The sequence below is a fragment of the Enterococcus sp. C74 genome, from assembly GCF_040887125.1.
GTDB classification, from domain to species: domain Bacteria; phylum Bacillota; class Bacilli; order Lactobacillales; family Enterococcaceae; genus Enterococcus_B; species Enterococcus_B hirae.
The window spans coordinates 494,215-519,696 of record NZ_JBFOFA010000001.1 but is presented as its reverse complement, the minus strand read 5'-3'; the positions used below and the strand labels follow the sequence as shown (position 1 = coordinate 519,696).

Sequence of the window (25,482 nt, the reverse complement as noted above, 5' to 3'; positions counted from 1 at the left end):
TAGAATCTGTCTAAATTTGCAAAAAAAGAGTGTGGGTCAAAAGGAAAACCTAAAGACCCAAACTCGAATAAATAGTGTGTTAGGATAAACTTTTATCCTAACACTTTTATAAATGTGAGAATAAAGCCATGACAGCTGTCACTGCTTTTTTATTTCGATTGAAAAGCAAATGATATCACCCTGCTATTCCGGTCGCTTATTTAATACACTCGTTTTAGTGTTGCCATCAATCCTGGCATCTTTATTTCAACAAAACTTCCGATGCGTACAGCAGTTAAAAAGAATGAACAAGGCAGGTTATACAATTGCTTCGTTACTTTTTTTACTGTAGAGTCGGTGCAAGCAATTTTTTTCGCCTCAACAATAGTTGGATCCGTTAATATTTGCTTTGCTTCAGCTTTTTTTTCTTTTGCTGTCCGTGTCGAAGTGCCATAGATAGAAAAGATGACCGACGTCGTTCCTTTTAAATGGAGAGCTGCCATTCCTGGCTTATCGACTTCATTCGTCACTTCATTTGCTAATTGGTAGAACTCTTTGAAGGTACTAAATTTATTGGGACGGTACTGATTCGTGATTCCTTTGCCACCTTCAAATTCATAGATATAAGAAATTTTCGGGTTCATCAGGACATTTTGACAATATTTATAATAATGCAAATTAAAAATACGGTCTTCACAGCTATTGTATCCTTTAAAAAGAAGCTGATTCTGTTTTAAAATATCCCTTCGATAACATTTATTCCAAACTACATACATCAACTGATCGTTCATTAATCGATACATGTCTTTTATAAAACTATCATGACTTTGATAATGATGCTCCGTCACTAAATTTTCTTTTTCTGAAATAATCTGTTCTCCGTCCATCGTTCGAAAGATAAACGAACTAACGATCAAATCGGTGTCTGGATGTTTAGCTAAAAGATTGTCATAATCAGATAAAACTTCTTTTTTCGGCGTATCATCCGCATCAAAAAATAAGATGTAAGCTCCTTGGGCTTGCATAATCCCTTCATTTCTTGCTAAACCAGGCCCTTGATTAGCCGTTGTGATCAGTCGAAATTTAGGGTCGTTCTCAATAAGTCTCGTAATGATTGCTTCCGTTTGATCTGTCGAACCATCATTGATTAACAAAACTTCATAATCAGTAAAATCAAATTCTTTTAAAGATGCGATCGTACGAGCAATCGTGCTTTCAGCATTATAAATGGGTATGACGATACTAAATTTTGGGTTACTCATTTTTCACTACCTCTCAACTAGCGAAAGATTTTCTCTTTTGGAAAAGCAATCTCTGCCAATGAATGAACATTCTCATCTTCTTCCAAGCCTTGAGAAGACATCTTATCAAAAAGAATTTTAATGGTTTGTAATAATATTTTTAAATCGAGCAATAAAGAATATTTCTTGATGTAAAGTAAATCAAACCGTAATTTACTGTTGTAATCTGATACGTATTTCCCATAAACTTGCGCATAACCCGTTATCCCAGCACGTACATTGTGTCTCAAATAGTAATAAGGATTTTCCGCATTGAATTGATCAACAAAGAAAGGACGTTCTGGTCGAGGACCAACGATCGACATGTCTCCCTTTAATACATTAAAGATTTGTGGTAATTCATCAAAACGAACTGCTCGGATAAATTTACCCACTGGAGTGACACGAGCATCGTTGCTCTTAGCCAAAACAGGTCCTGATTTGGCTTCTGCAGTCGCAGTCATCGAGCGAAATTTATAGATTGAAAATTCTTTTTGATTTTTAGTGATCCGAATTTGTTTATAAATAACCGGACCCGGTGAAGTAACTTTTACTAAAATAGCAGTTAATAACATGAAAGGTGAGGCTATGATCAGTAAAATCAACGAAACGATAATATCAAACAACCGCTTGAATAATTCATATTCTGGTGGAATCCTGAAGCCTGAAGCTTCAATAATACTTTCATCTTCAAAGTTCATGATGTTTGGATTGATCATCGTTAAGTTTTCAAATGTCGTATTGAGAAATAATTTCTTCTCATTTTTTGTCACTAGTTGATAGATTTTTACTTTTTCTGCTTCTTCAATATGTGAAGCCAGATAGACGATATCCATTTGATCAATCATTTTTTTCACATTTTCATAGTAGTGATCGATGACAACCGCTTCTACTTTATGCTTATTATTTTTTTTAGAACTGAAATTTTGTATGGCCGGTGCCACATCTTTTTCTGATCCAACGATCACGACTTTCTTATCACGACTGACTTTCAAGTACAACTTATAGATTAATATTCTGTAAAGACTCAATAAAATGGTCGCTAGCACAAATGACAGTAAAATTACGCCTCGTGGGAAAGCAAACCAGCGTCCAGCAAAGGTGACGACCATGATCCCCAATGTCATTAAGACTTGACCAATAACCGTGACAAACACGATATCGCTGACCGTTCGATTATAAAAAACATATACGCCCAATAAGATATTCAAGGCAATAAATATAACAGAAATAAAGATTGCTGAATGTTGAAAAGTTTCAAAATTCCGCATGGGTATTTCCCCATGAAATTTCAGTAAGAAACTGCTATATATGGCTACATTGTACATCAAAACATCCATTAAAATAATGAATATTCGTCTTGCAGCACTCCATTCCCCATTTTTATTCATATATACACTCCTAATCACAAAATAATGCACCTATTATCTTACCATAGCAGGGTTTAAAAGCCTAGTGAATAAACAAATTGTAACAGAATTACAAAAAACTACTGCTCTACAATTATAACGCTTGCTTTTAATATCTCATTTTACGAAAAAAAACTACCATGCTTTCTTAACTGATTGCATGATAGTTTCTATTTTCATTTCTTAATTAATCTGGTCTTAATGAAAAATCTCCAATTCCTTCTTTTGTCAGATTATCGTTATAAAAAGGATCATGGTTGATATATCCTGGCCATTTCACTTGCATTTTCTTTATCTCACCTGCAAAACGTTTTTGCTTCTCAGGCGTATCTTCATAGCCTCTTGATTTTGATTCAAAATGATAAAGTTCAACTTGATGGGCATAAACGTTATATCGACCTAGCTCATAAATTTTCAGGCATAAATCCACATCATTGAAAGCCACGGCTAATGTTTCATCAAAGCCATGGACCGCATGAAAATCACTGGCTTTGACCATCATACAGGCAGCTGTTACCGCTAAGTAATTGACATCGATGACTAACCGACCAAAGTAACCACAGTGTGTTTGGTCATAGTTGTTCAACGCATGACCAGCAACGCCACCAATACCAACTAACACACCAGCATGTTGTGTCGTATCATCTGGATAGTAAAGTTTGGCACCGACACAGCCAATTCGATCAAATTGCGCATAGGCAACCATATTGGTCATCCACTCAGGCTCAATAACTTCCGTATCATTGTTTAAGAACAATAAATATTTGCCACTTGCTTTTTCTGCCGCTAGATTGTTGATCCTAGAATAATTGAAAGGTATATCAATCAATTCCACTATAAAACGTTCGTTTAGTCGTTGCTGGTATTCCTTAAATAGTTCCTGCATCTTAGGATCGGTACTACCGTTATCAGCAACAATGATCTCATAGTTGGAATAGGTTGTTTTTTCAATAATTGAGTCGATACATAGTTTTAAGTCATCATATCCGTTTTTAGTGGGAATAATGACACTAACTAAGTCTTCTTGCAGCACTTCATAATTGACCTCATAGAAACCAGAGATTCGTCCAGGACGAACTTTTCCTTTAATTCCTCTACGATCGAGTGCATCAGTCAATGCCTTGACTCCAGAATCATAAATATAGCTCTTCGCTTCACCATTGCTGGCAGTAGATCCTGGAATCGTGCGCCAGTGATACAGTACTTTATCAATGTGATAAATGTGATCAGCTGGGATCTGCTCAGTGATTCGTAGTACCAAGTCATAATCTTGAGAACCTTCATATCCTTTTCTAAATCCACCGATTTCTTTAACTAAGCTGGTACGATAAACCCCTAAATGTGAAATATAATTATTGCCCATTAAAGTATCTGGTGACCAATCCGCTTTAAAATGAGGATCAAAACGCTGACCTTCTGCATCGATCTTATCTTCATCGCTATAAATGACATCAAGTTCAGGACGCTGATTCAAGACGCTTGCGACTTCAAACAACGCATAGGGCGGTAGTTCATCATCATTATCTAACAACGCTATGAACTCTCCTGTTGCCATTTCCAAAGCAGAATTGGTCGCTAGACTGATATGCCCATTTTTTTCTCTAAAAACGACTTTGATTCGTTGATCTTTAGCTTGATACTTTTCTAAACATTTTCTGATTTTAGGATCAGTTGATGCATCATCACTGATACATAGTTCCCAGTGATCATACGTTTGTTTTAAAACAGAATCAATACATTTTTCCAGCCATTTGATTTCGACATTGTAGACTGGCATAAGTACTGAGATTAAGGGACGATATTCAAATCCTTTAGCATCTTGACGTTGCTTTTGGAGATCAAACTGTTCATGACGTTTGATCCATTCAGTATAATCAACAGAAGCTGGTTTCATTTCAAACTTGACACGTCGAATCGCTTTTTTCACTCCGTGTGTTCGTGCATAATTGAATCCTTTTTGAAGCAATCTTTTTTTCTTTTCCCAGTTTGTTTCAAGGCCATCGTCATACGGATAACGACCATTCAATTTCACCGCAATCCCATTTTGATGGGATTTTGTTTGGAAATCTAAAATCGCTTTACCTTTCATTCTTCCAGATAATCGGATGTTGAAACCACTCGGTGTTTTCACATCCAAATTGTATAAATGATTGATATCCAAACGAACAACATTGGTGACTTCGGCAGATACTTTGTCCTTATCGACTTTAATGATCGGAATTTCTTTCGTCACCTCATCAACCGCCCAGCCAACAATCAATAAATCCCCAGTTGCTCTTTCACGAGTAATTCGGTCTATAAATACAGCAATCTCTTTTTTTTGCACGAGCTTTTGTTCTCCTTTATTAAAAATAAGTTCGTTCTTATATCTCGATAAACCAGGATTCGCCATTTTCAGCAACAGCTTCAATTAAAAAAGATTTTTCTCGTTCACATCTTATTTGCAATTCAAAACCAGCTTTTGTTCCCACTGGCAATTGTTCCGCCTCATTTACTTCTGGCCGTTCAAACTGCAAGGCTTGAAAAAATGGTGCTTGGTTCACAGATAACTTATAGGATAACGGCTGACGTTGTGCGTTAGAAATTCCCCAACCATTGATTGTCAAAATTTTCGTTTCTGGGTCCCAATGCTTACTATCCACACATAGAGAAATCGCCTTTGCTTGAATTTTCTTTGCTGTTTCTTTCGATCGAAGCTTGCGGTTTCTTGGTTTAATCGCGAATTCTTCCTCAGTTATCAGTTTACAATAACGGTCAGTCGTCATCTGTAATTCGTTAGCTAATTTTTCATTTGTTAATCGCACTTGTTCATTTTCTTTTTTCAGCGAAGTGATTTGTGCCATTAGACGTTGCTCGATCTGCGCTAAAGGTTTGACTGCCTCAAGTAGTTCTTTCATGGTTTGTGTCAATTCCCCGATAAACCGATAATGACAATGGATCGTCAATTCTTGACCTGCGACATCAAATAGAGTAAATTGTGGCGTTACTTCACCATCAAATAAATAGCAATCATTTTGTGTTTTGATTACTGCATTAGATTGGATGAAATCAATTTTGTTCCCCGCCAACTCCCCGCTAAATTCGATAAAACTTGGTTGATCAGCAAATTTAAAAATGACCGATTCGACATCCCCGGCAATTGGAAAAGTCAATGTTTGGTTTTCTCCCGTATAATTGTTGAAAGGATATTTTTGGGAGACTTCTTTGTTTGCAGTCTTTTGGATCACTTCCACCATTCGAACAAAATTCGAATTTTGTGGTTGTGAGATGTGACTATTCTCAGTGTGTTTTTTCAAAGAAAAGAAGTATTGATAAACTTCTCCGAAAGGTCGCATTTTGAACTCATAGCGAACTGCTTCGGGTAATTCTTCATAAGTTGAATTTAATTCTGTGTCTCCGACAGCTAAGTAAAGGTAATCCTCAATATTAATAGATAAACCAGCTTTTTCAAACACTTTTTTAAAACCTTCGTGTGTGTAAAAAGAATTATGTGTTTCATCTAATAAGCCATAAGAAGCCCATGGCAACTCATTGTTGAATAAATGGATCAGCACAGAATTATGGACTAAATTCGGAAATGTGATTAAAATTTCTCCGTCTTCATTGAGAAATTCTCTCACTTTTTTTAATGTTTCAGCTGGGTTCACTAAATGTTCTAAAACATCGGCAAAAAGGATATAATCAAAGGTTTGCCCTGCATAATAGTTTGCCCACTCAAAACTTTCAATATCTCCATAAAAACCATCTTGTGAAAATTCACTGACAAAATCGAATAATTCTTTATCTAATTCGACGATACTTACTTGACAATTTTTGGCTCCGATTAAATGTTTAGTCAATCGGCCGTTTCCCGGTCCAAATTCCAAGACTTTGCTGCCTGGTTTAATTTGGGCAGCAATTTTCCCTACACTACTTTGTTCATCTAAGTCCATTTCAAAATCATACTTCATCGGCTAGATAACCTTCTTCCCATTTATGGTCTAAGACCACGATTCCTTCCCCAATATATGAGCCATTAACAAATAAGTTCATATATTTTGTTTTGTAAACTAAAGGTACGGTGGCATTTTCTTCAAAAATTGCCACATCAAAATAATATTCACCAGCTAGCAGGCCTAGTTTTTCATATTCTAAATAGAAAACATTTTTGCCTTTTTTCCAAGGGATTTTGATGCCGTCCAACAGTGTATTTAAACCACAAACGTAAAAATTATCGACGGTCCGTAAGGCAATCCCTAAAACAGGATTCTTGATCGAATCATCTTTTACTTCATAGGTTACTTTGACATACAGTGTTTCGCCTTGATCAAGCACGTCAACAGGATTTTTTTCTTTATCCAATAATTCCGCACTCAGTACATCAACGATGTCAGGCGCTGCAAAACGTTCCATTTGATTTTTATTTCGATCAACTGTTTTGACTGATTTTTTCTTTAAAAAGTTTTCATAGTTTGTTGTGACATCCATGGTATCCCCATATTCAACTACTTCACCATTTTTTAGCCAATAGGATCGATCACAAAAACGGCGGATCGAACTGATGTCATGGGAGACGAATAAGATCGTTTTACCTGAGTTCTTGATTTCAGTAAATTTCTCCATACATTTCAACTGGAACTCAAGGTCCCCTACAGCTAAAGCCTCATCGACAATCAAGATATCTGGATTGACATTAATAGCTACCGCAAAGGCTAAACGAACAAACATCCCACTGGAATATGTTTTTACTGGTTGGTAAATATGTTCGCCGATATCAGCAAATTCAATGATGTCTCCGACCATTCCATCGATTTCTTCACGAGAAAAACCTAACACCATGCCATTCAAATAAATATTGTCATAGCCAGAATATTCGGGGTTGAACCCAGAACCTAGTTCTAATAGTGCAGATATTTTTCCTTCAATCTCCATTGTTCCAGATGTGGGCGTCAAAACGCCAGTAATGATTTTGAGCATGGTAGATTTTCCTGAACCATTTTCTCCGACAAAGCCGATCATTTCCCCTTTTTTAATTTCCACATTGATATTTTTCAACGCATAAAAAACGTCATGGTAAGATTTTTTAAAGGGATTCAATGCTTCACGAAAACGGTCAGATGGTTTTGCGTACATATTATAAGATTTTGTAATGTTTTTTAATTTAATCGCATATTCAGTCATATTCATACTCCTTACAGCACATCTGAAAAATGTGGTTTCAATCTACGGAACACAGCAGATCCAATAACGAAGATAGCTAGCGTAAATACCCAGAAATAGAGAGTATACATTCCGTGTTGCCAGAACCAAGCTTGTCCTAAGAAAGACTCACGATATCCTTGCACGACATAATAAAGTGGGTTTAGTTTTAAGATTTGAACGATCACTGGATTGAACTGACTTGGACTCCATAGGATCGGCAATGTCCACATAACCAACTGTAGGACAATCGTGATTAATTGCATGATGTCTGGTAGAAATGGTTGAATTGATGCTGTCAACCATGTTAAGCCGGTTAAAAAAGCACACATACAGAATAAATAATAAATCAGTTGGAGCGTCATCCAAGTTGGATAGATTCCATGTCCAATAACCACCACTAAACCAACGAAAATAAAGAAAAGATGTGCATATAGATTCGATAAAATTTTCGTAGTTGGTAAAATGCGGATATTAAATACAACTTTTTTTACTAAATAAGTGTATTCTCTGAAAACTAACGTCGTTGATGTAAACGCGTCAGAAAAAAAGAACCATGGGATCATTCCCGTAATCAAATAAACAATAAAAGGATATTTTCCATCTGTCATCGCTGCCTTTAATCCAAAACCAAAGACCAACCAATAAATCAATACGGTAAAGACAGGATTAATGAATGCCCATAAAATTCCCAAAAAAGAGCCCGCATAGCGAGACTTAAAGTCATTCACTGAAAACTGAAGCAAGAGCTTTCTATTCTGGTAGATATCCTTCATAAATAAAAACAGATCTTTAAACATTTGTGTTCCTCCAAGCAAATTCTGTTAATTACAGTCATGTGCCATTTTACCACACTTTTACTCACGGACTGTGATATTCTTAGTTTCTTAATTTTCTATTAAGCAACTTTACGCTAACATTTTTATTTTACATAAGAAATAATTTAATTGCAATGAAGCAAAAAGCTAGCTGACCCAAGAATAACTTGTTTCAACTAGCTCTTATCTAAATATTTAATGTCGGCGTGCCACTCTTGATAGAGAGCCGTCTGTCGTTTCCCTCGTTTGTTGATTCGCTATTTTCCGCTTGTTTGCAACGTTTTTTAAATCATCATATCGGTGACTTGCCATTCCCAATAACAGATAGATGATAGGTACCCACGGAAAAGAAGTTAAAGTATCTTCCATAAAGGATTGGATCATCACTGCAAAGAATGCCCATAAAAAGGTTACTTGTCCATTTGATAAATCTGCTTTTAAGGTCAATCGACCTACATAGATTAAGACTAGTACCCCTGCGATAATGACACCCAGCAATCCATATAGATTTAAAAATGAATTATAACTATTGTGATTTCCTAAAAATTGATTTCCACGTTGAAAAATGAACGGTTTCATTCCAACCCAGACTTGTTCGCTTTTTTCTGAAATAGTCTCATAGAATTTCAACCAAATTTCTTCACGACCAGTAAAGAGATTTAGATGCTCGGAATGAGCTGCTAAGTAAGAAACTGGCAACGCAAAAATCGTGACAATCATGTAGGCTAAAAATGGCGCTCGTATTATTTTGAACAATTGTTTTGGCCAAATATCCAGTAAAACAAATACGATCATCGCAACTAAAGCACCTTTTGATTGACAGACCCAGATACCAATAATCCCAGCAATCACACTCGGAAATCCAACGAATACCCGAACATACCAGCGCTCAAATGAACTGGCAAACCCACTGATCAGTAAGGAGAGGGTCATTAAAGTACTACCAATCGTATTCGTGTTGATCCAAATATCGGAAACTTTATTATCAGGCAACCAAATACTTTCACCATCAGGAATTTTTATTTCAGTAAAAATGCGGTATAACGTAATGCCAAGAAAGACATAACATACTAAAATAAAAATCGAACGATCTAACTTATCAAACTGAATCCATTTAACCGTCAAACAAAAGACTATGATTAGCGGGATCAAAAGATCTACATTCATAGAACTTGCTCTTACTTCACGGAAATGATCAAACAGAAAATAAATAAGCATTGCCGCTGCTAAAAAAATAAAGTCAGCTCTTCGTCCTTTATATACGTTTAAAATAAATAAAATGACAATGCCAAACGTAACAAATTGCGCACTGTTGTCATATAAAAAAAGCGCTTGAGCATTGCCTAGGCCTGCTGTCCATACAAAATAAATAGCAGAAAGAAATAGAATCAGTAATCCAACACTCATTTTATTTATTAATTTTCCAATAACCGTCTGAATAATCTCCATCCTCCTTTCATACTGTTTTATTATACTGTTTTTTAAAAACAAACGGCAATGCTATTTTTAGATTAATTGATAAAAAACTCACTTTTAGTGCTTCATCCAGTCTTTTTAAAAGAAAAAACATGGAACCTAAAAATAGGTACTGAGCAATTTCAGAAGAAGCAGTAAAGAAATTTACTTCCTTACACTCCCATATCAATTACTCAATACCTAATAATTACTTTCTCAACCGCCTGTATACGACCATTCATCTACTTGGTTATCCGTATTATTCACAGCATTATTGGCTGTAGATGGATCGTTTTCAGGATAGGTTACTTCAAAAATCATATAACCATCTTTATCAGGACCGTATAGTTGAGTGAATTGTGCTTGGTACAATTGATTATAATCAGTTAACGGGCGTTTGCTGACCACGTATTTGATTCCAAGCTTTTCAGCATCTTTAAAGTTGAGGGTCACAGAAAACATATCTGGACGATCTAAAACAAATGAAGTTTTTTCTTTAGCAATAAAGGCACGTGTGTGGGCATATCGATTATAATATTTTTCATATTTTTTATCTGGATCAATTTTAGCCCATGCCTTCATGTCTGGATAAAAGCGTACCGAATTAAAAGCTTTTACGCCTAATGTTGGTGTAAAGTTATACAGCTCATCTTCTGTTAACCATACTTGTTGTGGATCTGCCTGATCAATTGCTTTTATCTCTTTTGCCAGAGTCTTTTCAAAGATCGCACCAGTTCCTTCTACAACTGGGTTCACAAAGAAACCTGAAGCTACAATCAAAGCGATAAACGAAACATAGAACAATCGACAACGTCGGAACAGAATAAATGCCAGGATTAACGTACCAACAATCACGATCATGGTAATCTCAAATTCGGTAAAGTATTTTGTCATTTTGGAATTGACCAAAGCATACGTAAAGATTCCCGCGTTCGCCAACAATAGGAAAAATTTATACCATGTTGGGATCACATCTTCTTGCCAAATATAGGCAATAAACCATATGGTTAAGAGGCAAGCTGCAAAACTAAAGGTTAAGATTGCTCTAAAAGGTGGCACGTAAGATAATAAAGTGAGTTCAGCGAGCCATCTTGGTAATCCTAAAGTAATCCAATAAATTGAAAACAGACAAAAGAGCATTAAAATCCGACCAAACAGTTTTTGTTCACTATTTTTTTTACCAAATAAAACAAATGGGCTTGCTAAAAAGACAGTCGGGAAGAAATGATAAAACAGAGCAACTTCAGAATTATTAGAAAAATTGATATCTTTAAACGAAATTTTCCAGTTTGTCAGAAAATAAAAGAACTCTCCTAAATGCCATTTTCCTCCTGTACTTACTCGTTTTCCTGGATATAAGGTATTTAAAGAAGCCAGTAACGCATCTTTAGAGGTTAACCAAAAGTGGATCAGTACGCCACCTATAAATAATATTGCCCCAATGATCAGTACTGCATCAAACCAATCCCAAGTGATTCGCTTCCCATAATAGAGCAATAACCCAACAAAATAAAAGACAAGAAAATAAGCAAGCATAACTTGATGGGCTGGATAAATCACCAGGATAAAACCTAGACCAAATATGACGATCAAACTCATCATCATTGCTCGTACCCATTTTTTTTGATGTTGGTAAAAATAATGATAAAAAGCAACCATTAGTCCTAATGTGAAGAAAATCAGATCTCCCACGTGTTGCATGAACCACCACTGGACTGCTGGTGAGAAAGTTAAGGCAAAGGCGCCTACGAGTGATAAAGCTTTTTTTCTTTTTGTCAAAATCATTAAAACTTCATACCCCAATAAAACCATGACCACTAATTTCATTGCCCAATAAAACGAAAGCCCACGATCTCTTCCCAAGAAAAAGAATCCCCAATTGAATGGTTTACCAATAACTGTGATATCTTTAACAGGAGAATTATAAGCAATGATCATATTTTGTCCATTTAAGGAAAAATCGGGATTTACTAAAGGATAGTCATTTTCAGCTTGTGAAAGATAAAAAGGTGTTTGCACGAGCCATTCATCTGAACGAACTTCCCTATTTTGCCCGAAGATGACATCAGTTTTCTTTCCGTCATCTCGTTGCGATACATATTTATCCCATACACCCAATGAACTACCATTCAAATTAAACGTTACAATAACTACAATGACTAGCAATCCGATGAGGTAACGAAGTTTTAGAAAGACATCAAGAACAGAATGATCTGTGCGCTCAGGCTTCACGGCTGTTCGTTGCGCGCGTCTTGTTTGTTTTTCCATGCGATTCTCCAATTTCTAGTTTGTTCTTTTTTTTACGGAAAAACAAGTTTGCTATTTCAAACTTTCAGCTGCTTCCAACATTTTTGCTAATGCTTCTTGCCATGTCGGAATGACAAAGCCTAGATCTTCTGCTTTCTTTAGACTCATCACAGAATATTGTGGGCGAACTGCTTTTTGTGGATACTCTGCTGAAGTGACTGGTGCTACTTCGACATCCGTATCTTTTAAGATTTCTTTGGCAAATTCATACCATGAACAGCTATTTTCATTGGATAACTGATATACGCCATAAGGTGCTTGTTTTTCAATCACATATACCATAAATTCAGCAAGTGTTCGAGTCCAAGTTGGGCGACCATATTGATCATTGACAATAGTTAAACGATCATGCGTTTCGGCTAAACGTTGCATTGTAAAGACAAAATTATGTCCATAAACACCAAATACCCATGAAGTACGGATAATATAATAGTCTTCTAAGATTTCTTGAACCGCTTGTTCCCCTAATAATTTTGTGCGACCATACTCATTCAATGGGTTAGTTGGATCGTCTTCGAGGTATTCTTGGTCTTTCTTTTTGCCATCAAAGACATAATCCGTACTGATATATACTAATTTAGCATTCACTGCTTTTGCAGCCAATGCCACATTTTTAGTTCCATCAACGTTAATCTTCTCATCTAATTCTTTGCCTTCTTCTTCTGCTTTATCAACGGCTGTATACGCTGCACAATGAAAAATAATTTCTGGCTTTAAGTTTGTAATATACTCCATTGTTTTTTCTGCATCAGTAATATCCAGCTCAGCAGCATCAGTTGACACATAAGCCATTCCTTTTTCATCTAATAAATGGCGTAATTCCGTTCCAAGTTGACCATTTCCTCCGGTTAATAAGAACATTCTGATCTCTCCTCTTTTTTGTTTTAAAAAGGGGTCTGCAACATCTGTCACAGCTCCCCTTACAATTGCCAATAAACAATTCCTATTTTTATACTAATTTTTTTCTGCACGTTTTACAACTTCATGCGTGTCTTTTTTACCCGAATTTTTTGAGAGTTCATTAAATCCGGCTTATCATCATTTATTGACCATTTTTGGCGTAGGCTGCTTCCACAGCTTCTTTTTCTTTCTTCCACCAATCTTGGTGTTCTTCATACCATTTGATTGTATCAGCTAAACCATCACGGAAGTTGGTAAATTCAGGTTGCCAACCTAGCTCCTCACGTAACCTTGTCGAATCAATTGCATAACGTAAATCATGTCCTGCACGATCGTTGACATGGTCGTAAGCATCTTTGGGTTGTCCCATAAGTTCCAAAATCAATTCCATGACTGTTTTGTTATCTTCTTCCCCATCGGCACCGATCAAATAAGTTTCACCGATTTTTCCTTTAGTCAAAATCAACCAAACCGCAGATGAATGATCATTCGTATGGATCCAATCGCGAACGTTTTTTCCTTCACCATATAGTTTTGGACGTATACCACTTAAGATATTAGTAACTTGACGAGGAATAAATTTTTCAATATGTTGATACGGTCCATAGTTGTTTGAACAATTTGAGATCGTTGCTTGCAACCCAAATGAACGAACCCAAGCTTTCACTAATAAATCAGAGCCCGCTTTAGTTGAAGAATATGGACTTGATGGATTATAAGGTGTTTCAGCTGTAAATTTTTCCCCTTCGCCTTCTCCATGACCTGGTAAATCTTCACGTAAAGGTAAATCCCCATACACTTCATCGGTGGATACATGATGGTAACGAACATTGTATTTACGACAAGCTTCTAACAGGGTGTACGTACCAATAATATTGGTTTGGACAAAAGGAAATGGATCTTTTAGCGAATTATCGTTATGAGATTCTGCTGCATAGTGGACTACGGCGTCTGCTTCTTTGACTAAACGATCCACTAATCCTGCATCCGCAACATCACCAACGACCAATTCTACACGGTCACTAGGTAGCCCTGCTAAGTTCTCTTTATTCCCAGCATAAGTCAATTTATCTAACACCGTAACATGAACCTCTGGATGATGATTGACCACATAGTGGACGAAATTTGAGCCGATAAATCCGGCACCACCAGTAACAATGATATTTTTCATATAAAAATTCTCCTTGCAATCCTAAATTTCACCATAAACAAATGGATTTTCTGCTTCAAACTCTTTTAAAGTTGGATGATGCTGATCCTTTTCAGACATAATCGCTTTGGAAAGATCGATAGGCCAATCAATCGCTAAGTCTGGATCATCAAAGGCAATCCCACCATCAGCTTGTGCATTGTAGTAATTATCACATTTGTAAAGAAAATTGACATTTGGTGTCAATGTCACAAATCCATGAGCATAACCTTTAGGCACCAAAAGTTGTCGATGGTTGTGTTCAGATAAGATAAAGCCTTCCCATTTACCATAGGTTGGACTTCCTTTACGAATATCGACAATCACATCTAAAACAGCACCAGAAGTTACCCGAATCAATTTCGTTTGTGCTGCTTCTCCTTTTTGGAAATGCAGTCCGCGGATAACACCAGCTTCTGCCGATAATGAATGATTATCTTGAACAAAATCAAAATCTAAACCATGTTCAACAAATTTTGCTTTGGAATAACTTTCGGTAAAAAAGCCACGATGATCACCAAAAACATCCATTTCAATGATCTTCACATCTGTTAAATTAGTATCAGTTACTTTCATTACTTCAGACTCCCTTAATTGTTGGCCAACTGTAAAAGATATTGACCATATTGATTTTTTTTCAACGGTTGAGCTAATGCAAGTAATTGCTCTTTAGTGATATATCCCATTCGGTAGGCGATTTCTTCTAAGCAAGCTACCTTGAGATTTTGACGTTTTTCAATCGTTTCAATAAATGTGGATGCCTCTAGAAGAGATTCATGCGTGCCAGTGTCTAACCAAGCAAAACCTCTACCCATCAATTCAACAGATAGTTTTCCTTTTTCTAGATAGACTTTGTTTACATCAGTGATCTCTAATTCACCACGTTCAGAAGGTTTGATGTTTTTCGCAATCGAAATAACATCATTATCATAAAAATATAACCCTGTTACTGCATAATTTGATTTTGGTAGCGCAGGTTTTTCTTCGATTGACAGAGCCCGCATCTTTTCATCAAATTCTACAACACCAAAACGTTCTGGATCATTAACGTGGTAACCAAACACTGTTGCTCCAGTATCTTTAGAAGCAGCGCGTTGAAGCATTTTAGATAAGCCACCACCGTAATAGATGTTATCTCCTAAAACTAAGCACACACTATCATCACCGATAAATTCTTCACCGATAATAAAAGCCTGTGCTAGCCCATCTGGACTTTCTTGCACTGCATACTCAATTTGTAATCCTAACTCTGCCCCATTACCAAACAGTTCTTTAAATCTTGGTGTATCTTGAGGAGTAGAGATGATCAGGATTTCTTTGATACCCGCTAGCATTAGTGTAGACATTGGATAGTAGATCATTGGTTTATCGTAGACTGGCATCAACTGTTTTGAAGTTGCCTTAGTTAGAGGGTATAAGCGTGTACCACTTCCCCCAGCAAGAATGATTCCCTTCATGAGTATAAATTCTCCTTTTCAATTTAAAATTCACCTTGTTATTATCTCATCAAACTTGTTATTTGTCATGGAATTATTAACGATTTAACTATCTTTTATTAATTCCAAACCATTTTCTCTTCACAAGCGCCTTGATCAGATTCAACCGCCAGGTAATTTTTTGGGTTAGTTTAGTGTTTGTTTTGATTTCACTCACATTAAAATCATGTCTACGATAAAGTGTCAATGTTTCTCTAATAAACCCAACACGAGTTCCACCTAACATTCCAATCCACATATCATGCATTGGTACTTCAGAAGGAATTGGAACTATTTCTTTCTTTAATGAAGATCGAAAAGCCATACCGGCACCGATATAATTACTCCGAATCAAATTATTGAGCCAGCCTGTTCGGGAATGCCGATAGGAAAAATACGACGCGTGTATCTCATTGAGTTGACCATCCACAATCACTAGATCACTCACTACTACTAATTGTTGCGGATTTTCTTCAAAATATGCGGTAATCTTAGCCACCTTATTAGGTAGCCATACATCATCTTGGTCTGCTAAAAAAATGATGTCACCTTTAGATTGTTGAATGGCATGGTTGAAGTTGGCAATGACACCTTTCCTTGGTCCTTCAACAAATTTGATTCGATTGTCTAGTTGCGTGTATTCCTTTATAATTTGACAAGTTTCATCTGTCGATCCATCATCTGAAATAATCAATTCATCCTCAAGTGTCAGTTGGTTTAAAATACTATCCAATTGTTCTCTTAAATATCTGCCACCATTAAAGGTAGCCATACAAACTGATCGCACAAATTCACACCCTTCAGTTTTCAGTAAATGATTGTAATGTCAAACGCCATATTTTACGATTTCTGACTGTTAAAAATTGTTTTACTGTACGTAACAATAATTGTTTTCGATGACGCGGTAACATTTCTTTATCATAATTTTGATAAAAAGTTTTTTCAGCTTTCAGTATCGACTGATACCTTGTAACAGAAACTTTCTGATAATCAAGAACTGAAAGATCATGTTCCATTTTTTCAGGTAAGATAAAAACCGTCTTTTTGAACTGATAGATCGTCCAAAAAAGCCAATGATCCAAGAAATCAAGGGGAAAATCTAAATTAAAACCACCAATTTCCTTTAAAAATTTGATAGAAAAAACAGCGCCCGAATTAATCGCCATGATTCGTCTTTGACTGAGCTGTGATCGCTCAACCTTTTCAACTTGACGATTGATATAGCGATCCGCAAAAACAGGCGATATTTGGTTGCTTCCAGCATAAACCAACGGAACTGCTGCAACCAATTCATCTGTCCAATCAATCGTTAAAAGCGTATCAAAATACGTTGCAGTCAATTGACTATCATGATCGAGTGTAACGAAATAGCGAATATTCTGCTGCGCATGATTCAACGCATAATTATAAGCCGTAGCCAGACCAGGATTTGATGGATCATGATAGTAGCTTATATCTTTGTCTTGTTCTAATAATGGCTCCAATTGCTTAACGGGACTATTATCATAAACAACCAGTTGAATCTTCTTCTCTTTGACAGCTTTCATGAGCAGATCAAAAGAAGGCGATTGACTAAAACGCTGCTGGTATAATACGATAACGACTACTATTTTGGGTATGGTCAAAAGAAAGTCCACCCCCACTTATTGAAAAATTTCACCATTGACTGTAAAAAGATACGAAAAAGTTTAAAATTGCGATGAGCGCCTTTTCCATATAAATGAACAATCGTATATAACGGCGTATAAAGGAGTTTTTCTCCTGCTTTTTCAAAAGTTAAGCAAAGATCATTATCTTCAAAATACATAAAATAGCGATTGTCAAACCCGTTGACTTTTTTAAATTTATTGACATCAACAACCATAAAACTACCAGAGATCATACGCACGTAGCTATTGGTTGTTTCTGACAAATCATGGCATTCGAATTTTGCTAAACGTTGAGCAAACAACTGCTTGACAAAACGAGCCGGAATAAACCGCAATACATAATCGAATACATCTAATTTTTGGCGAATCAAATGTTGTGTCGTACCATCTTCATTCAATATTTTAGGTGCTAACATGGCACATTCTGGATGTTCCTGCAAAAGTTTGACCAAGTCAACGACTGTCTGCTGATCCACCAGAATATCTGGGTTAAAGATCACAGCATAAGAAAAGTCACTCGTTAATAAATTATGGTTATGTCCATAACCAAATCCTTTATTTTCCTGATTAAAATAGATTTTGACAAACGGATACTTTAGATATTCTTTCAATCGTTCTTGGTAGTCAATCGACGAAGCATTATCGAAAATCAAGATCTCAACCATGGCTTGGTCATTTATGCTGGCTAGAAGCGTATCTAACGTTTGAAAAATCTTTTGACTATTAGCCGTTACGATGCTAATTAAAATCGGTTGTTTTTGATTTATTTTCATTAGTGTCTAGTCCATTTCCTTTTATATTTCTGTATGACTTGTGTTCGATATTCTTTATTGCCTAAAAAACGTAAAGTTTTAAGAATGTACTGATGCTTCTCGTTGATCAATCCAATCAACTCAAACAATAAAATAGCCGCAAATAGCATCGAAACGATCAAAACAATCGAACCGAGACGCCCAGTATAGTTCATGATCATGGCAGTAAATGAAAACATCAATGCCATAGCATAAATGGTCAAAACTGCTCCTTTATGCGTAAAACCTAGACTCAATAATCGATGATGTAGGTGTTTTTTATCTGCTGTAGAAAAAGAGACACGGTTCGCTTTTCTGCGAATAATCGCAAAAAATGTATCTGTTACTGGAACGCCCATCACAATCAATAATGAGATAGAAGAAACAAATGTTACATTCTTCAGACCTTGTAGAGAAAGAACAGCCATCATAAATCCTAAGAACAATGCCCCAGTGTCTCCTAAGTAAATTTTGGCAGGATAAAAATTATAAGGAAAAAAGCCAATAATGCTTGCCACTAAACAGAATATGACGATTGGTATGTATACTGTAGAAGCATGTAGGAAAAAATATCCGATAATACCAATTGTAATCAACCCGATCAACGAGATTCCGGTTGCCAAGCCGTCTAATCCATCAATCAAATTAATTGCATTAGTGATACCGAAAATCCAAAAAATGGTCACAGGAAAACTCAGCCAACCCAATTCGATATAACCAAAAAAGGGCAATGTTACTGAATCAATGTGAATATCTGCCACAAAATAGACGATCAACGCTGCTAATAAGATCCCGACGGACTTTTGTTTAGGCGTCAACTCGTATTTATCATCCAGTACTCCCGTTAGAATGATCACTAAGGAAGCTAGTAAAATAGGAATGATATAAAATTTGGGAATGATGTCACGAAAAAACAATAAGGTGGATACGACAAATGAAATAAAAATGGGTAGTCCCCCAGCTGAAGGCATAGGTATTTCATTAATACGTCGCGCATTCGGTTTATCCACCATTCCGGTTTGGACAGAAATAATTTTAAATATGGGCGTTAGTACTAAAGATAACAAGATTGTTAAAAAAAATTTGACAACCATACTAAATGAAACAAGCATATTGGCACCTACTTTAATTAAGAGTCTAGAATTATTATAAAACACTCAAGCAATAAAAACTCGCAGTTCTATTTTTTTTTATGAGAAAATTTATTTTTGAAACGAATCCACCATTTATTTGTAGAAACTCGTCTTTTCTTAATTTCGTTACCTGTTATGTATTCTTGCACAACAGCATTGATGATTCCGCCAAATATAATGATTGTAGCAGCAAAATTGAGCCATAGCATCAAGACGATGAAACTCCCGATGATTTGGTATCCACTGACTCTTGTTGCAAAGTATTTTGCGTAGATTCCAAACACCTGAGATAGCAACATCCAGCCGACAGTAGCAAAAATCGTTCCCGGAATCACTGCTTTTAGTTTTAATTGCGCATTCGGTACTATCACATAAATCAAAAACATAATGATAAATAAGACAACTAAGGTAATCGGCCATTTCAAAGTTTGGAACTGGATGATCACATTGCCAGAAAAATTAAAAATCGGTTGGAGCGCTTCAAGTATCATTTGACCCAGTCCTAAAAAAATCGTTACTCCACTAATCGCAATCATAAAAAGCAAAATCACTACTAATGAAAAGAAACGGACGATCAAAAAATTCTTTCTATTTTCTACACCATAAGCCTTATTCATGGCAATTTGTAAAGCGTTGATACTTTGACTGGCAGACCACAAAGCAGCTAAAGCAGATAACGACAACAAGCCACCGGAACTTTGCGTTAACAAATTTCGAATTGCAGGACCGATAAACTGATAGACCGTCTCAGGGATGATTTGCCGCACATAAGTCAATACTGTCTCTTGATCGATTTTTAGAAATGGCAAAATATTACCAAACGCAATAATTAGGGGAAATAAAGACAATAATAAATAATACGCCACAACAACTGACGTGGTACCCATTTCTGAATCAGTGATCCGTTTTTTTGTTGTTGCAATAAAACGCATTAAATTTTCGTTTTGCTTTATTTTCCCTAATAATTTCATCAAATTCTCCTTATTGATCTAGCTTCTCAATACGTACCTTCTTCACCTTGAGAAGTTAAGATTCTTGGTCCATCTTTCGTAATTGCCAGTGTATGTTCATATTGGCAAGACAAGCCACCATCTCTTGTATAAGCAGTCCAGCCATTTGGATCCATTTTCATTTTCCAAGTTCCAGTATTAACCATTGGCTCAATGGTAATAACCATCCCTTCTTTTAACCGTAGACCTTTTCCTGCTTCACCATAATGAGGGACAGCAGGTTCTTCATGGATCGTTGGACCCACACCATGACCAATAAAGTCACGGACAACCGCTAAGTTTTCACTTTCAACATAAGTTTGGATAGCATGACCAATGTCGCCAATTCGGTTCCCAACTTGCGCTTGTTCGATTCCTAGATACAAAGCTTTTTTTGTCACTTCCATCAAGCGGTCAATTTCCGGCGTTGACTCTCCCACTACATAAGCCCAACAAGAATCAGAAATGCCGCCTTTTAAATCGATACACATATCCACTTTCACTAAATCGCCATTTTTCAGGGGTTTTTTACGTGGAAATCCATGACAAATTTCGTCATTGATGCTAATACAAGTCGCATACTCATAGCCTTCAAATCCAATTTGAGCCGCAATCCCACCATGGCTTTCAATATAGTTACGAACAAAAACTTCAATATCCCAACTCGTCACGCCTGGTTTGATAAAATCTCGCAGATTTTTATGTACATCCGCTAACAACGCGCCAGACTCAGCCATTGTTTCAATTTCTCGTGCTGATTTCAATGTAATCATATTTTCGTCTCCTTTTTACAAATCTTCCTCATTTTACCATAGTGTCCGGTCGTTCGCCAAATCAGATTCTCTTCACATGACTTGTTTTCTTTTAGTAAAGGTTTTGGTATAATCTGTAAATGTTAGAGGATCATATATCAATAAGTAGGAGGCAACCCATGGCTTTAGCAAAAATCGTTTACGCAAGTATGACTGGCAATACAGAAGAAATTGCTGATATCGTAGCAGAAGCTTTTGAAAATTTAGATATTGATGTTGAAATCAATGAGTGTACTCAAGTGGATGCAGATGAATTTGAGGATGCAGATATTTGTGTCGTCGCAACTTATACATACGATGATGGTGACTTACCAGATGAGATCGTAGACTTATATGAAGATTTACAAGAACTTGACTTGTCTGGAAAAATCTATGGCGTTTGTGGTTCTGGAGACACTTTTTATGATGAATTTTGTAAGTCCGTAGATGACTTCGATGCTGCCTTTGCGAAAACAGGAGCAGTCAAAGGAACAGAAAATGTTAAAGTTGATTTAAACGCTGAAGAAGAAGACATCGAAAAACTCGAAGCATTTGCTAAGGCGCTTGTTTCAAAATTATAGGCCAAAGCAGTCAGCTCACAGCTGAGAACTTTTGGCAAAACTTCAATTATTTGATAAAAAGAACGTGTGACGCTAACTCTCTCCAGCATCACACGTTCTTTTTATCATGTTTTTAGAAGCTTTTTTAATTTCAAAAAATCAATGTGTATGTTTGAGAAAGACTTTCGAGAAATACTACAAGTAGTTTTTTTAATTCACTTGGATCGTTTCTTTCGTATTTAGCGTCGCATTGATGCTATCTTGGATCATTTTTTCAATTTGTTCCTTGGTCGGATGAATGATACTTGAAGACATCAGTGCTGCTAATCCTGTGGCGATGATCCAAATTGTGTTATGCAAAGACTCAATTTGTTCCGCAGATAGATCAGCATACTCTGGATCTTTCTTGACCGTCTCGACAAAATAATTATAAGAGAAGTTTTGCATCTCCCTTCCCCCACCATATTCTTCTAAGTACAGAGAACTGTATAATTTTTTCTCTCGATTGGCAAAATCAATATAGTTTACAGCTAAATCGATAATGGTATTTCCTGTATGTACAACTGGGAACACTTCATGCTTCAAGTACTCGTAAATCTGAGCAAATAAGGCTTGCTTCAGATCATCCATGTTTTTGAACTCAAGATAAATCGGTTGAGTCGAACAATTCATTTTATTTGCAATATTCCTTGCCGTAAATTTTGAAAATCCTTCTGTGGTAGCCACTTCAAAAGCGGCTGCCAAAATCTGATCTTTTGTGATCGTCTTTTTTCTTGCCATAATTTTTTAATCTCCTTGAAATTATTTATAACGCTTCCACCATTGATTAATTTAATTGTAACATGATTATTTTGTTATGCACAACTTGTTTTTTTATTTTTAAAAAATTACTTTAAAAACAATCAATTTTATAAATTCAAGACATCATTTAGAAGAACATCCATTTTTTTATTTTACGATTCTGGCAGATTGTCTCTAAAAGAATTAAATGTTATCATACAAATAGCTATTGGATGAAACATTAGGAGGAAATGGATTATGTTAGAAAATTTTAATGAGAACCTCGAAAAATATGCACGATTAATTGTTGAAACCGGCGTAAACGTCGAAAAAGACCATACAGTTGTTTTACAAATCAACGTCGATCAAGCCCCATTAGCTCGCTTGATCACCAAAGAAGCCTATCGTTTAGGTGCAGCTGAAGTGATCGTACAATGGACGGACGACGTGATCCAAAAAGAATTTCTTTCTTACGCTGCACAAGACCGTCTTGAAACTGTTCCACAATATAAAATTGATCAGACTGATGATTGGATCGCTAAAGGTGCTAGCCGAATCAGTGTTGTATCTGCCGATCCAGATGCTTTTGGTGGCGTAGATGGAAAACGAATCGCTACGTATCAAACTGCCGCTGGCAAAGCAATGATGAATCTAAGAAAAGCGACCCAAGCAAATAAAGTAAGCTGGACTGTAGTCGCTGCGGCTGGTAAACAATGGGCAGCTAAAGTTTTCCCAGATTTACCAGAAGAAGAACAACTGGATGCGTTATGGGATCAAATTTTTAAAACAACTCGTATTTACGAAGAAGATCCTGTACAGGCTTGGAAAGAACATGATGAAAAATTAGCAAAAAAAGCCGATGAATTAAATCAAGAACAGTTTACTGCCCTGCACTATACTGCCCCTGGCACAGATATCGTCATTGGCCTACCAAAAAATCACCTTTGGGAAGGCGCAGGAAGTTACAACTCCCGTGGAGAAAAATTCATGGCAAATATGCCTACTGAAGAAGTGTTTACTGCACCTGATTACCGACGGATCGATGGTTATATCTCTAGTACAAAACCATTGAGCTATGCAGGTACGATCATCTCAGGGATGAAGTTTACTTTTGAAGCTGGAAAAGTCATTGATTTTTCTGCTGAACAAGGTCAAGAAGTATTGGAAACCTTGCTCAACACTGATGAAGGCGCACGCTCATTAGGAGAAGTAGCGCTCGTTCCCGATCCTTCGCCAATTTCTCAATCGGGTATTATCTTTTACAATACGTTATTTGACGAAAACGCGTCGAATCACTTAGCTCTAGGATCTGCATATGCCTTTAGTGTCGAAGGTGGTACTGAAATGACCGATGAAGAACTTGTGCAAGCTGGTCTTAACCGTAGTCAAACCCATGTTGATTTTATGGTTGGTTCTGACCAAATGAATATTGACGGTATCCGTGAAGACGGTTCTACTGTTCCAGTATTTAGAAATGGTGACTGGGCTTAATCTGATAAAACGATACAAAAAAAGAGGAGAAATCTTAAACGACCTCCAAAAGTTAGATTTTTGGTCTAACTTTTTGGGGTACTACAGACTTCTTCTCTTTTTTGTGATGATTATTTCTATTACAGACAACACTTTTCCCCGCTACTCACTGAAAGATGGTCGAATAAGCAATTTTTTGATCCTGTTGTTCAAGTTTTTTATAAAAATTATTTATACTATCTATCACGAAATTCTATTAATACATTTTCTGTTTTTTGATAAGATTGACAAAAACAACATTTATTATTAAAAATTAGAAAAAATGATGGAGAGATAGTATGCCTTTTATTGTTTATTTTTTTGTCTTACTATTAACACTTTATATCCCTCTGCCGACTGTATTATTATTTTTTCATCGTTTAGCTAACCAACATAATATGCTCACGACTATTCACAAATTCATTTTGCTATTTTTGGTTTGTTTAGATTATCGGTTCAGTTTCTACTGTATTTATCAATGTAAAATAAAGAAACAATACTACTTGTACCTTATCTTGATTAATATTATCGAATTAGGCATCCATTTTTATTTACTGGTCAAATACCAAACAGTTTGCTTAACTATCATCACTTTGAGCCAGTTATTATTGCTTATTTGTATGTTTACTTTTCCTTTATCAAAAAAATTTAGAAAAGCTGTCTTTCATTCACCAGAAAAATCGAATGTAGCGTAGAAAACTATCTTGGTCCCACACAAACAAAAAAACCTGAACCACAACGGTTACAGGTTTTTAACGTTCCTGACTGGAATTGAACCAGCGACCTATCGCTTAGGAGGCGATTGCTCTATCCTACTGAGCTACAGGAACAAGTTCTCAATAGTATTATTTTAGCTTGTTTAGGAATCACATGCAAGCTTCTCTTAGAAAAATCATTTTTCTTCCTAAGCAAAACGTTTCCACTAGCTTTTGACGAGTGATAAAATAGAATTATCCAACAAGTGATGAGGGAGGTTTTATTTATGAATGACAAACCAAAAGAAGAAATATACGCTGAACGCTTTGATGCTTCTAAACAAGAACGAGAACAACTATCAAAAGAAGCCATTAAACAGCATGAAGATGAAAAACCTCAGAAAAAAGAAAGTCGCAAATTCAAGTTTACTAAAAAAGAAGATTTGCTGTAGAGAAATGAGATAAATCAGTGGCAAAAAAGCAATCTGATTTTCAGAATGATATCGAAAAAATTTCAAAATAGCTTTTTATACGATAACGCCCTCCAAGAATTCGTCGAAAACCTTGGAGGGCGTTATATGTGTTAAACAACAAA

Annotated in this window: 23 protein-coding genes and 1 tRNA gene; 4 read left to right on the top strand and 20 right to left on the bottom strand. The window is 36.2% G+C overall.

Features of this window, described 5'->3' with window-relative positions; genetic code table 11:
* Positions 1-200: 200 nt before the first annotated feature.
* The 18 genes from AB3H93_RS02560 to map all read right to left on the bottom strand — a co-directional run bounded on the left by AB3H93_RS02560 (position 201) and on the right by map (position 21,325).
* Entirely contained in the window at positions 201-1,241 is a 1,041-nt protein-coding gene (locus tag AB3H93_RS02560) for a glycosyltransferase family 2 protein (protein WP_368020071.1), read from the bottom strand.
* A gap of 17 nt (positions 1,242-1,258) precedes the next feature.
* The gene (locus tag AB3H93_RS02555; RefSeq protein WP_010738174.1) at positions 1,259-2,650 is read right to left on the bottom strand and encodes a sugar transferase; all 1,392 of its coding nucleotides are present in this window, start codon (positions 2,648-2,650) and stop codon (positions 1,259-1,261) included.
* A 205-nt stretch (positions 2,651-2,855) separates the two neighbouring features.
* The gene (locus AB3H93_RS02550) at positions 2,856-4,994 is read right to left on the bottom strand and encodes a glycosyltransferase family 2 protein (RefSeq protein ID WP_228196960.1); all 2,139 of its coding nucleotides are present in this window, start codon (positions 4,992-4,994) and stop codon (positions 2,856-2,858) included.
* 37 nt (positions 4,995-5,031) lie between these two features.
* Entirely contained in the window at positions 5,032-6,618 is a 1,587-nt protein-coding gene (locus AB3H93_RS02545; protein ID WP_368020070.1) for a class I SAM-dependent methyltransferase, read from the bottom strand.
* Complete coding sequence (locus AB3H93_RS02540) at positions 6,608-7,828, bottom strand: ABC transporter ATP-binding protein (RefSeq protein ID WP_010719738.1); 1,221 nt, start codon at positions 7,826-7,828, stop codon at positions 6,608-6,610. Before AB3H93_RS02540 ends, AB3H93_RS02545 begins: the two co-directional genes overlap by 11 nt.
* 11 nt (positions 7,829-7,839) lie before the next feature.
* Complete coding sequence (locus AB3H93_RS02535) at positions 7,840-8,646, bottom strand: ABC transporter permease (protein WP_096709490.1); 807 nt, start codon at positions 8,644-8,646, stop codon at positions 7,840-7,842.
* Positions 8,647-8,859: 213 nt separating this feature from the next.
* Positions 8,860-10,113, bottom strand: a complete 1,254-nt coding sequence (locus AB3H93_RS02530; RefSeq protein WP_063626785.1) for an EpaQ family protein — start codon at positions 10,111-10,113, stop codon at positions 8,860-8,862.
* Positions 10,114-10,335: 222 nt separating this feature from the next.
* The gene (locus AB3H93_RS02525; RefSeq protein ID WP_368020069.1) at positions 10,336-12,387 is read right to left on the bottom strand and encodes a hypothetical protein; all 2,052 of its coding nucleotides are present in this window, start codon (positions 12,385-12,387) and stop codon (positions 10,336-10,338) included.
* A 51-nt stretch (positions 12,388-12,438) separates the two neighbouring features.
* A complete protein-coding gene (gene rfbD / locus AB3H93_RS02520; protein WP_368020088.1) occupies positions 12,439-13,287 on the bottom strand; it encodes a dTDP-4-dehydrorhamnose reductase in 849 nt (282 codons plus the stop codon).
* Positions 13,288-13,468: 181 nt separating this feature from the next.
* Entirely contained in the window at positions 13,469-14,497 is a 1,029-nt protein-coding gene (gene rfbB / locus AB3H93_RS02515; RefSeq protein WP_368020068.1) for a dTDP-glucose 4,6-dehydratase, read from the bottom strand.
* 21 nt (positions 14,498-14,518) lie between these two features.
* On the bottom strand, positions 14,519-15,091 hold the full coding sequence (rfbC, locus tag AB3H93_RS02510; protein ID WP_010719744.1) for a dTDP-4-dehydrorhamnose 3,5-epimerase: 573 nt from the start codon (positions 15,089-15,091) through the stop codon (positions 14,519-14,521).
* A 14-nt stretch (positions 15,092-15,105) separates the two neighbouring features.
* A complete protein-coding gene (gene rfbA, locus AB3H93_RS02505; protein WP_053766099.1) occupies positions 15,106-15,972 on the bottom strand; it encodes a glucose-1-phosphate thymidylyltransferase RfbA in 867 nt (288 codons plus the stop codon).
* A gap of 88 nt (positions 15,973-16,060) precedes the next feature.
* Positions 16,061-16,777: a glycosyltransferase family 2 protein gene (locus AB3H93_RS02500; RefSeq protein WP_010719746.1), complete on the bottom strand. Its 717-nt coding sequence runs from the start codon at positions 16,775-16,777 to the stop codon at positions 16,061-16,063.
* Between the two features lie 13 nt (positions 16,778-16,790).
* Positions 16,791-17,615 (bottom strand): glycosyltransferase, encoded by an 825-nt coding sequence (locus AB3H93_RS02495; RefSeq protein WP_081128592.1) that lies wholly within the window; start codon positions 17,613-17,615, stop codon positions 16,791-16,793.
* Positions 17,612-18,412, bottom strand: coding sequence for a glycosyltransferase (locus tag AB3H93_RS02490; RefSeq protein WP_010719748.1), 801 nt, complete (start codon positions 18,410-18,412; stop codon positions 17,612-17,614). The genes AB3H93_RS02495 and AB3H93_RS02490 overlap by 4 nt, the downstream gene beginning before the upstream one ends.
* Positions 18,412-19,542, bottom strand: a complete 1,131-nt coding sequence (locus AB3H93_RS02485; RefSeq protein ID WP_010719749.1) for a glycosyltransferase family 4 protein — start codon at positions 19,540-19,542, stop codon at positions 18,412-18,414. The genes AB3H93_RS02490 and AB3H93_RS02485 overlap by 1 nt, the downstream gene beginning before the upstream one ends.
* A 68-nt stretch (positions 19,543-19,610) precedes the next feature.
* On the bottom strand, positions 19,611-20,534 hold the full coding sequence (locus AB3H93_RS02480; RefSeq protein WP_010719750.1) for a YihY/virulence factor BrkB family protein: 924 nt from the start codon (positions 20,532-20,534) through the stop codon (positions 19,611-19,613).
* Positions 20,535-20,560: 26 nt separating this feature from the next.
* A complete protein-coding gene (gene map / locus AB3H93_RS02475; RefSeq protein ID WP_010719751.1) occupies positions 20,561-21,325 on the bottom strand; it encodes a type I methionyl aminopeptidase in 765 nt (254 codons plus the stop codon).
* A 158-nt stretch (positions 21,326-21,483) separates the two neighbouring features.
* Here map and AB3H93_RS02470 point away from each other — a divergent pair, with 158 nt between their 5' ends.
* On the top strand, positions 21,484-21,924 hold the full coding sequence (locus AB3H93_RS02470) for a flavodoxin (RefSeq protein ID WP_010719752.1): 441 nt from the start codon (positions 21,484-21,486) through the stop codon (positions 21,922-21,924).
* 189 nt (positions 21,925-22,113) lie between these two features.
* On the opposite strand, the gene AB3H93_RS02465 is transcribed toward AB3H93_RS02470, so the two are convergent.
* Positions 22,114-22,683 carry a TetR/AcrR family transcriptional regulator gene (locus AB3H93_RS02465; RefSeq protein ID WP_010738183.1) on the bottom strand — a complete coding sequence of 190 codons (570 nt, stop codon included), beginning with the start codon at positions 22,681-22,683 and terminating at the stop codon, positions 22,114-22,116.
* 258 nt (positions 22,684-22,941) lie between these two features.
* On the opposite strand from AB3H93_RS02465, the gene AB3H93_RS02460 reads away from it, so the two are divergent.
* Both AB3H93_RS02460 and AB3H93_RS02455 read left to right on the top strand, forming a co-directional pair.
* The gene (locus tag AB3H93_RS02460) at positions 22,942-24,174 is read left to right on the top strand and encodes an aminopeptidase (RefSeq protein ID WP_053766101.1); all 1,233 of its coding nucleotides are present in this window, start codon (positions 22,942-22,944) and stop codon (positions 24,172-24,174) included.
* A gap of 317 nt (positions 24,175-24,491) precedes the next feature.
* Positions 24,492-24,887: a hypothetical protein gene (locus AB3H93_RS02455; protein ID WP_368020067.1), complete on the top strand. Its 396-nt coding sequence runs from the start codon at positions 24,492-24,494 to the stop codon at positions 24,885-24,887.
* Positions 24,888-24,948: 61 nt separating this feature from the next.
* Here the strand turns inward: AB3H93_RS02455 and AB3H93_RS02450 are convergent.
* Positions 24,949-25,022: transfer RNA gene (locus tag AB3H93_RS02450), tRNA-Arg, on the bottom strand.
* A 152-nt stretch (positions 25,023-25,174) separates the two neighbouring features.
* Between AB3H93_RS02450 and AB3H93_RS02445 the strand changes: the two genes are divergently transcribed.
* On the top strand, positions 25,175-25,339 hold the full coding sequence (locus tag AB3H93_RS02445; RefSeq protein WP_053766103.1) for a hypothetical protein: 165 nt from the start codon (positions 25,175-25,177) through the stop codon (positions 25,337-25,339).
* Positions 25,340-25,482 lie beyond the last annotated feature (143 nt).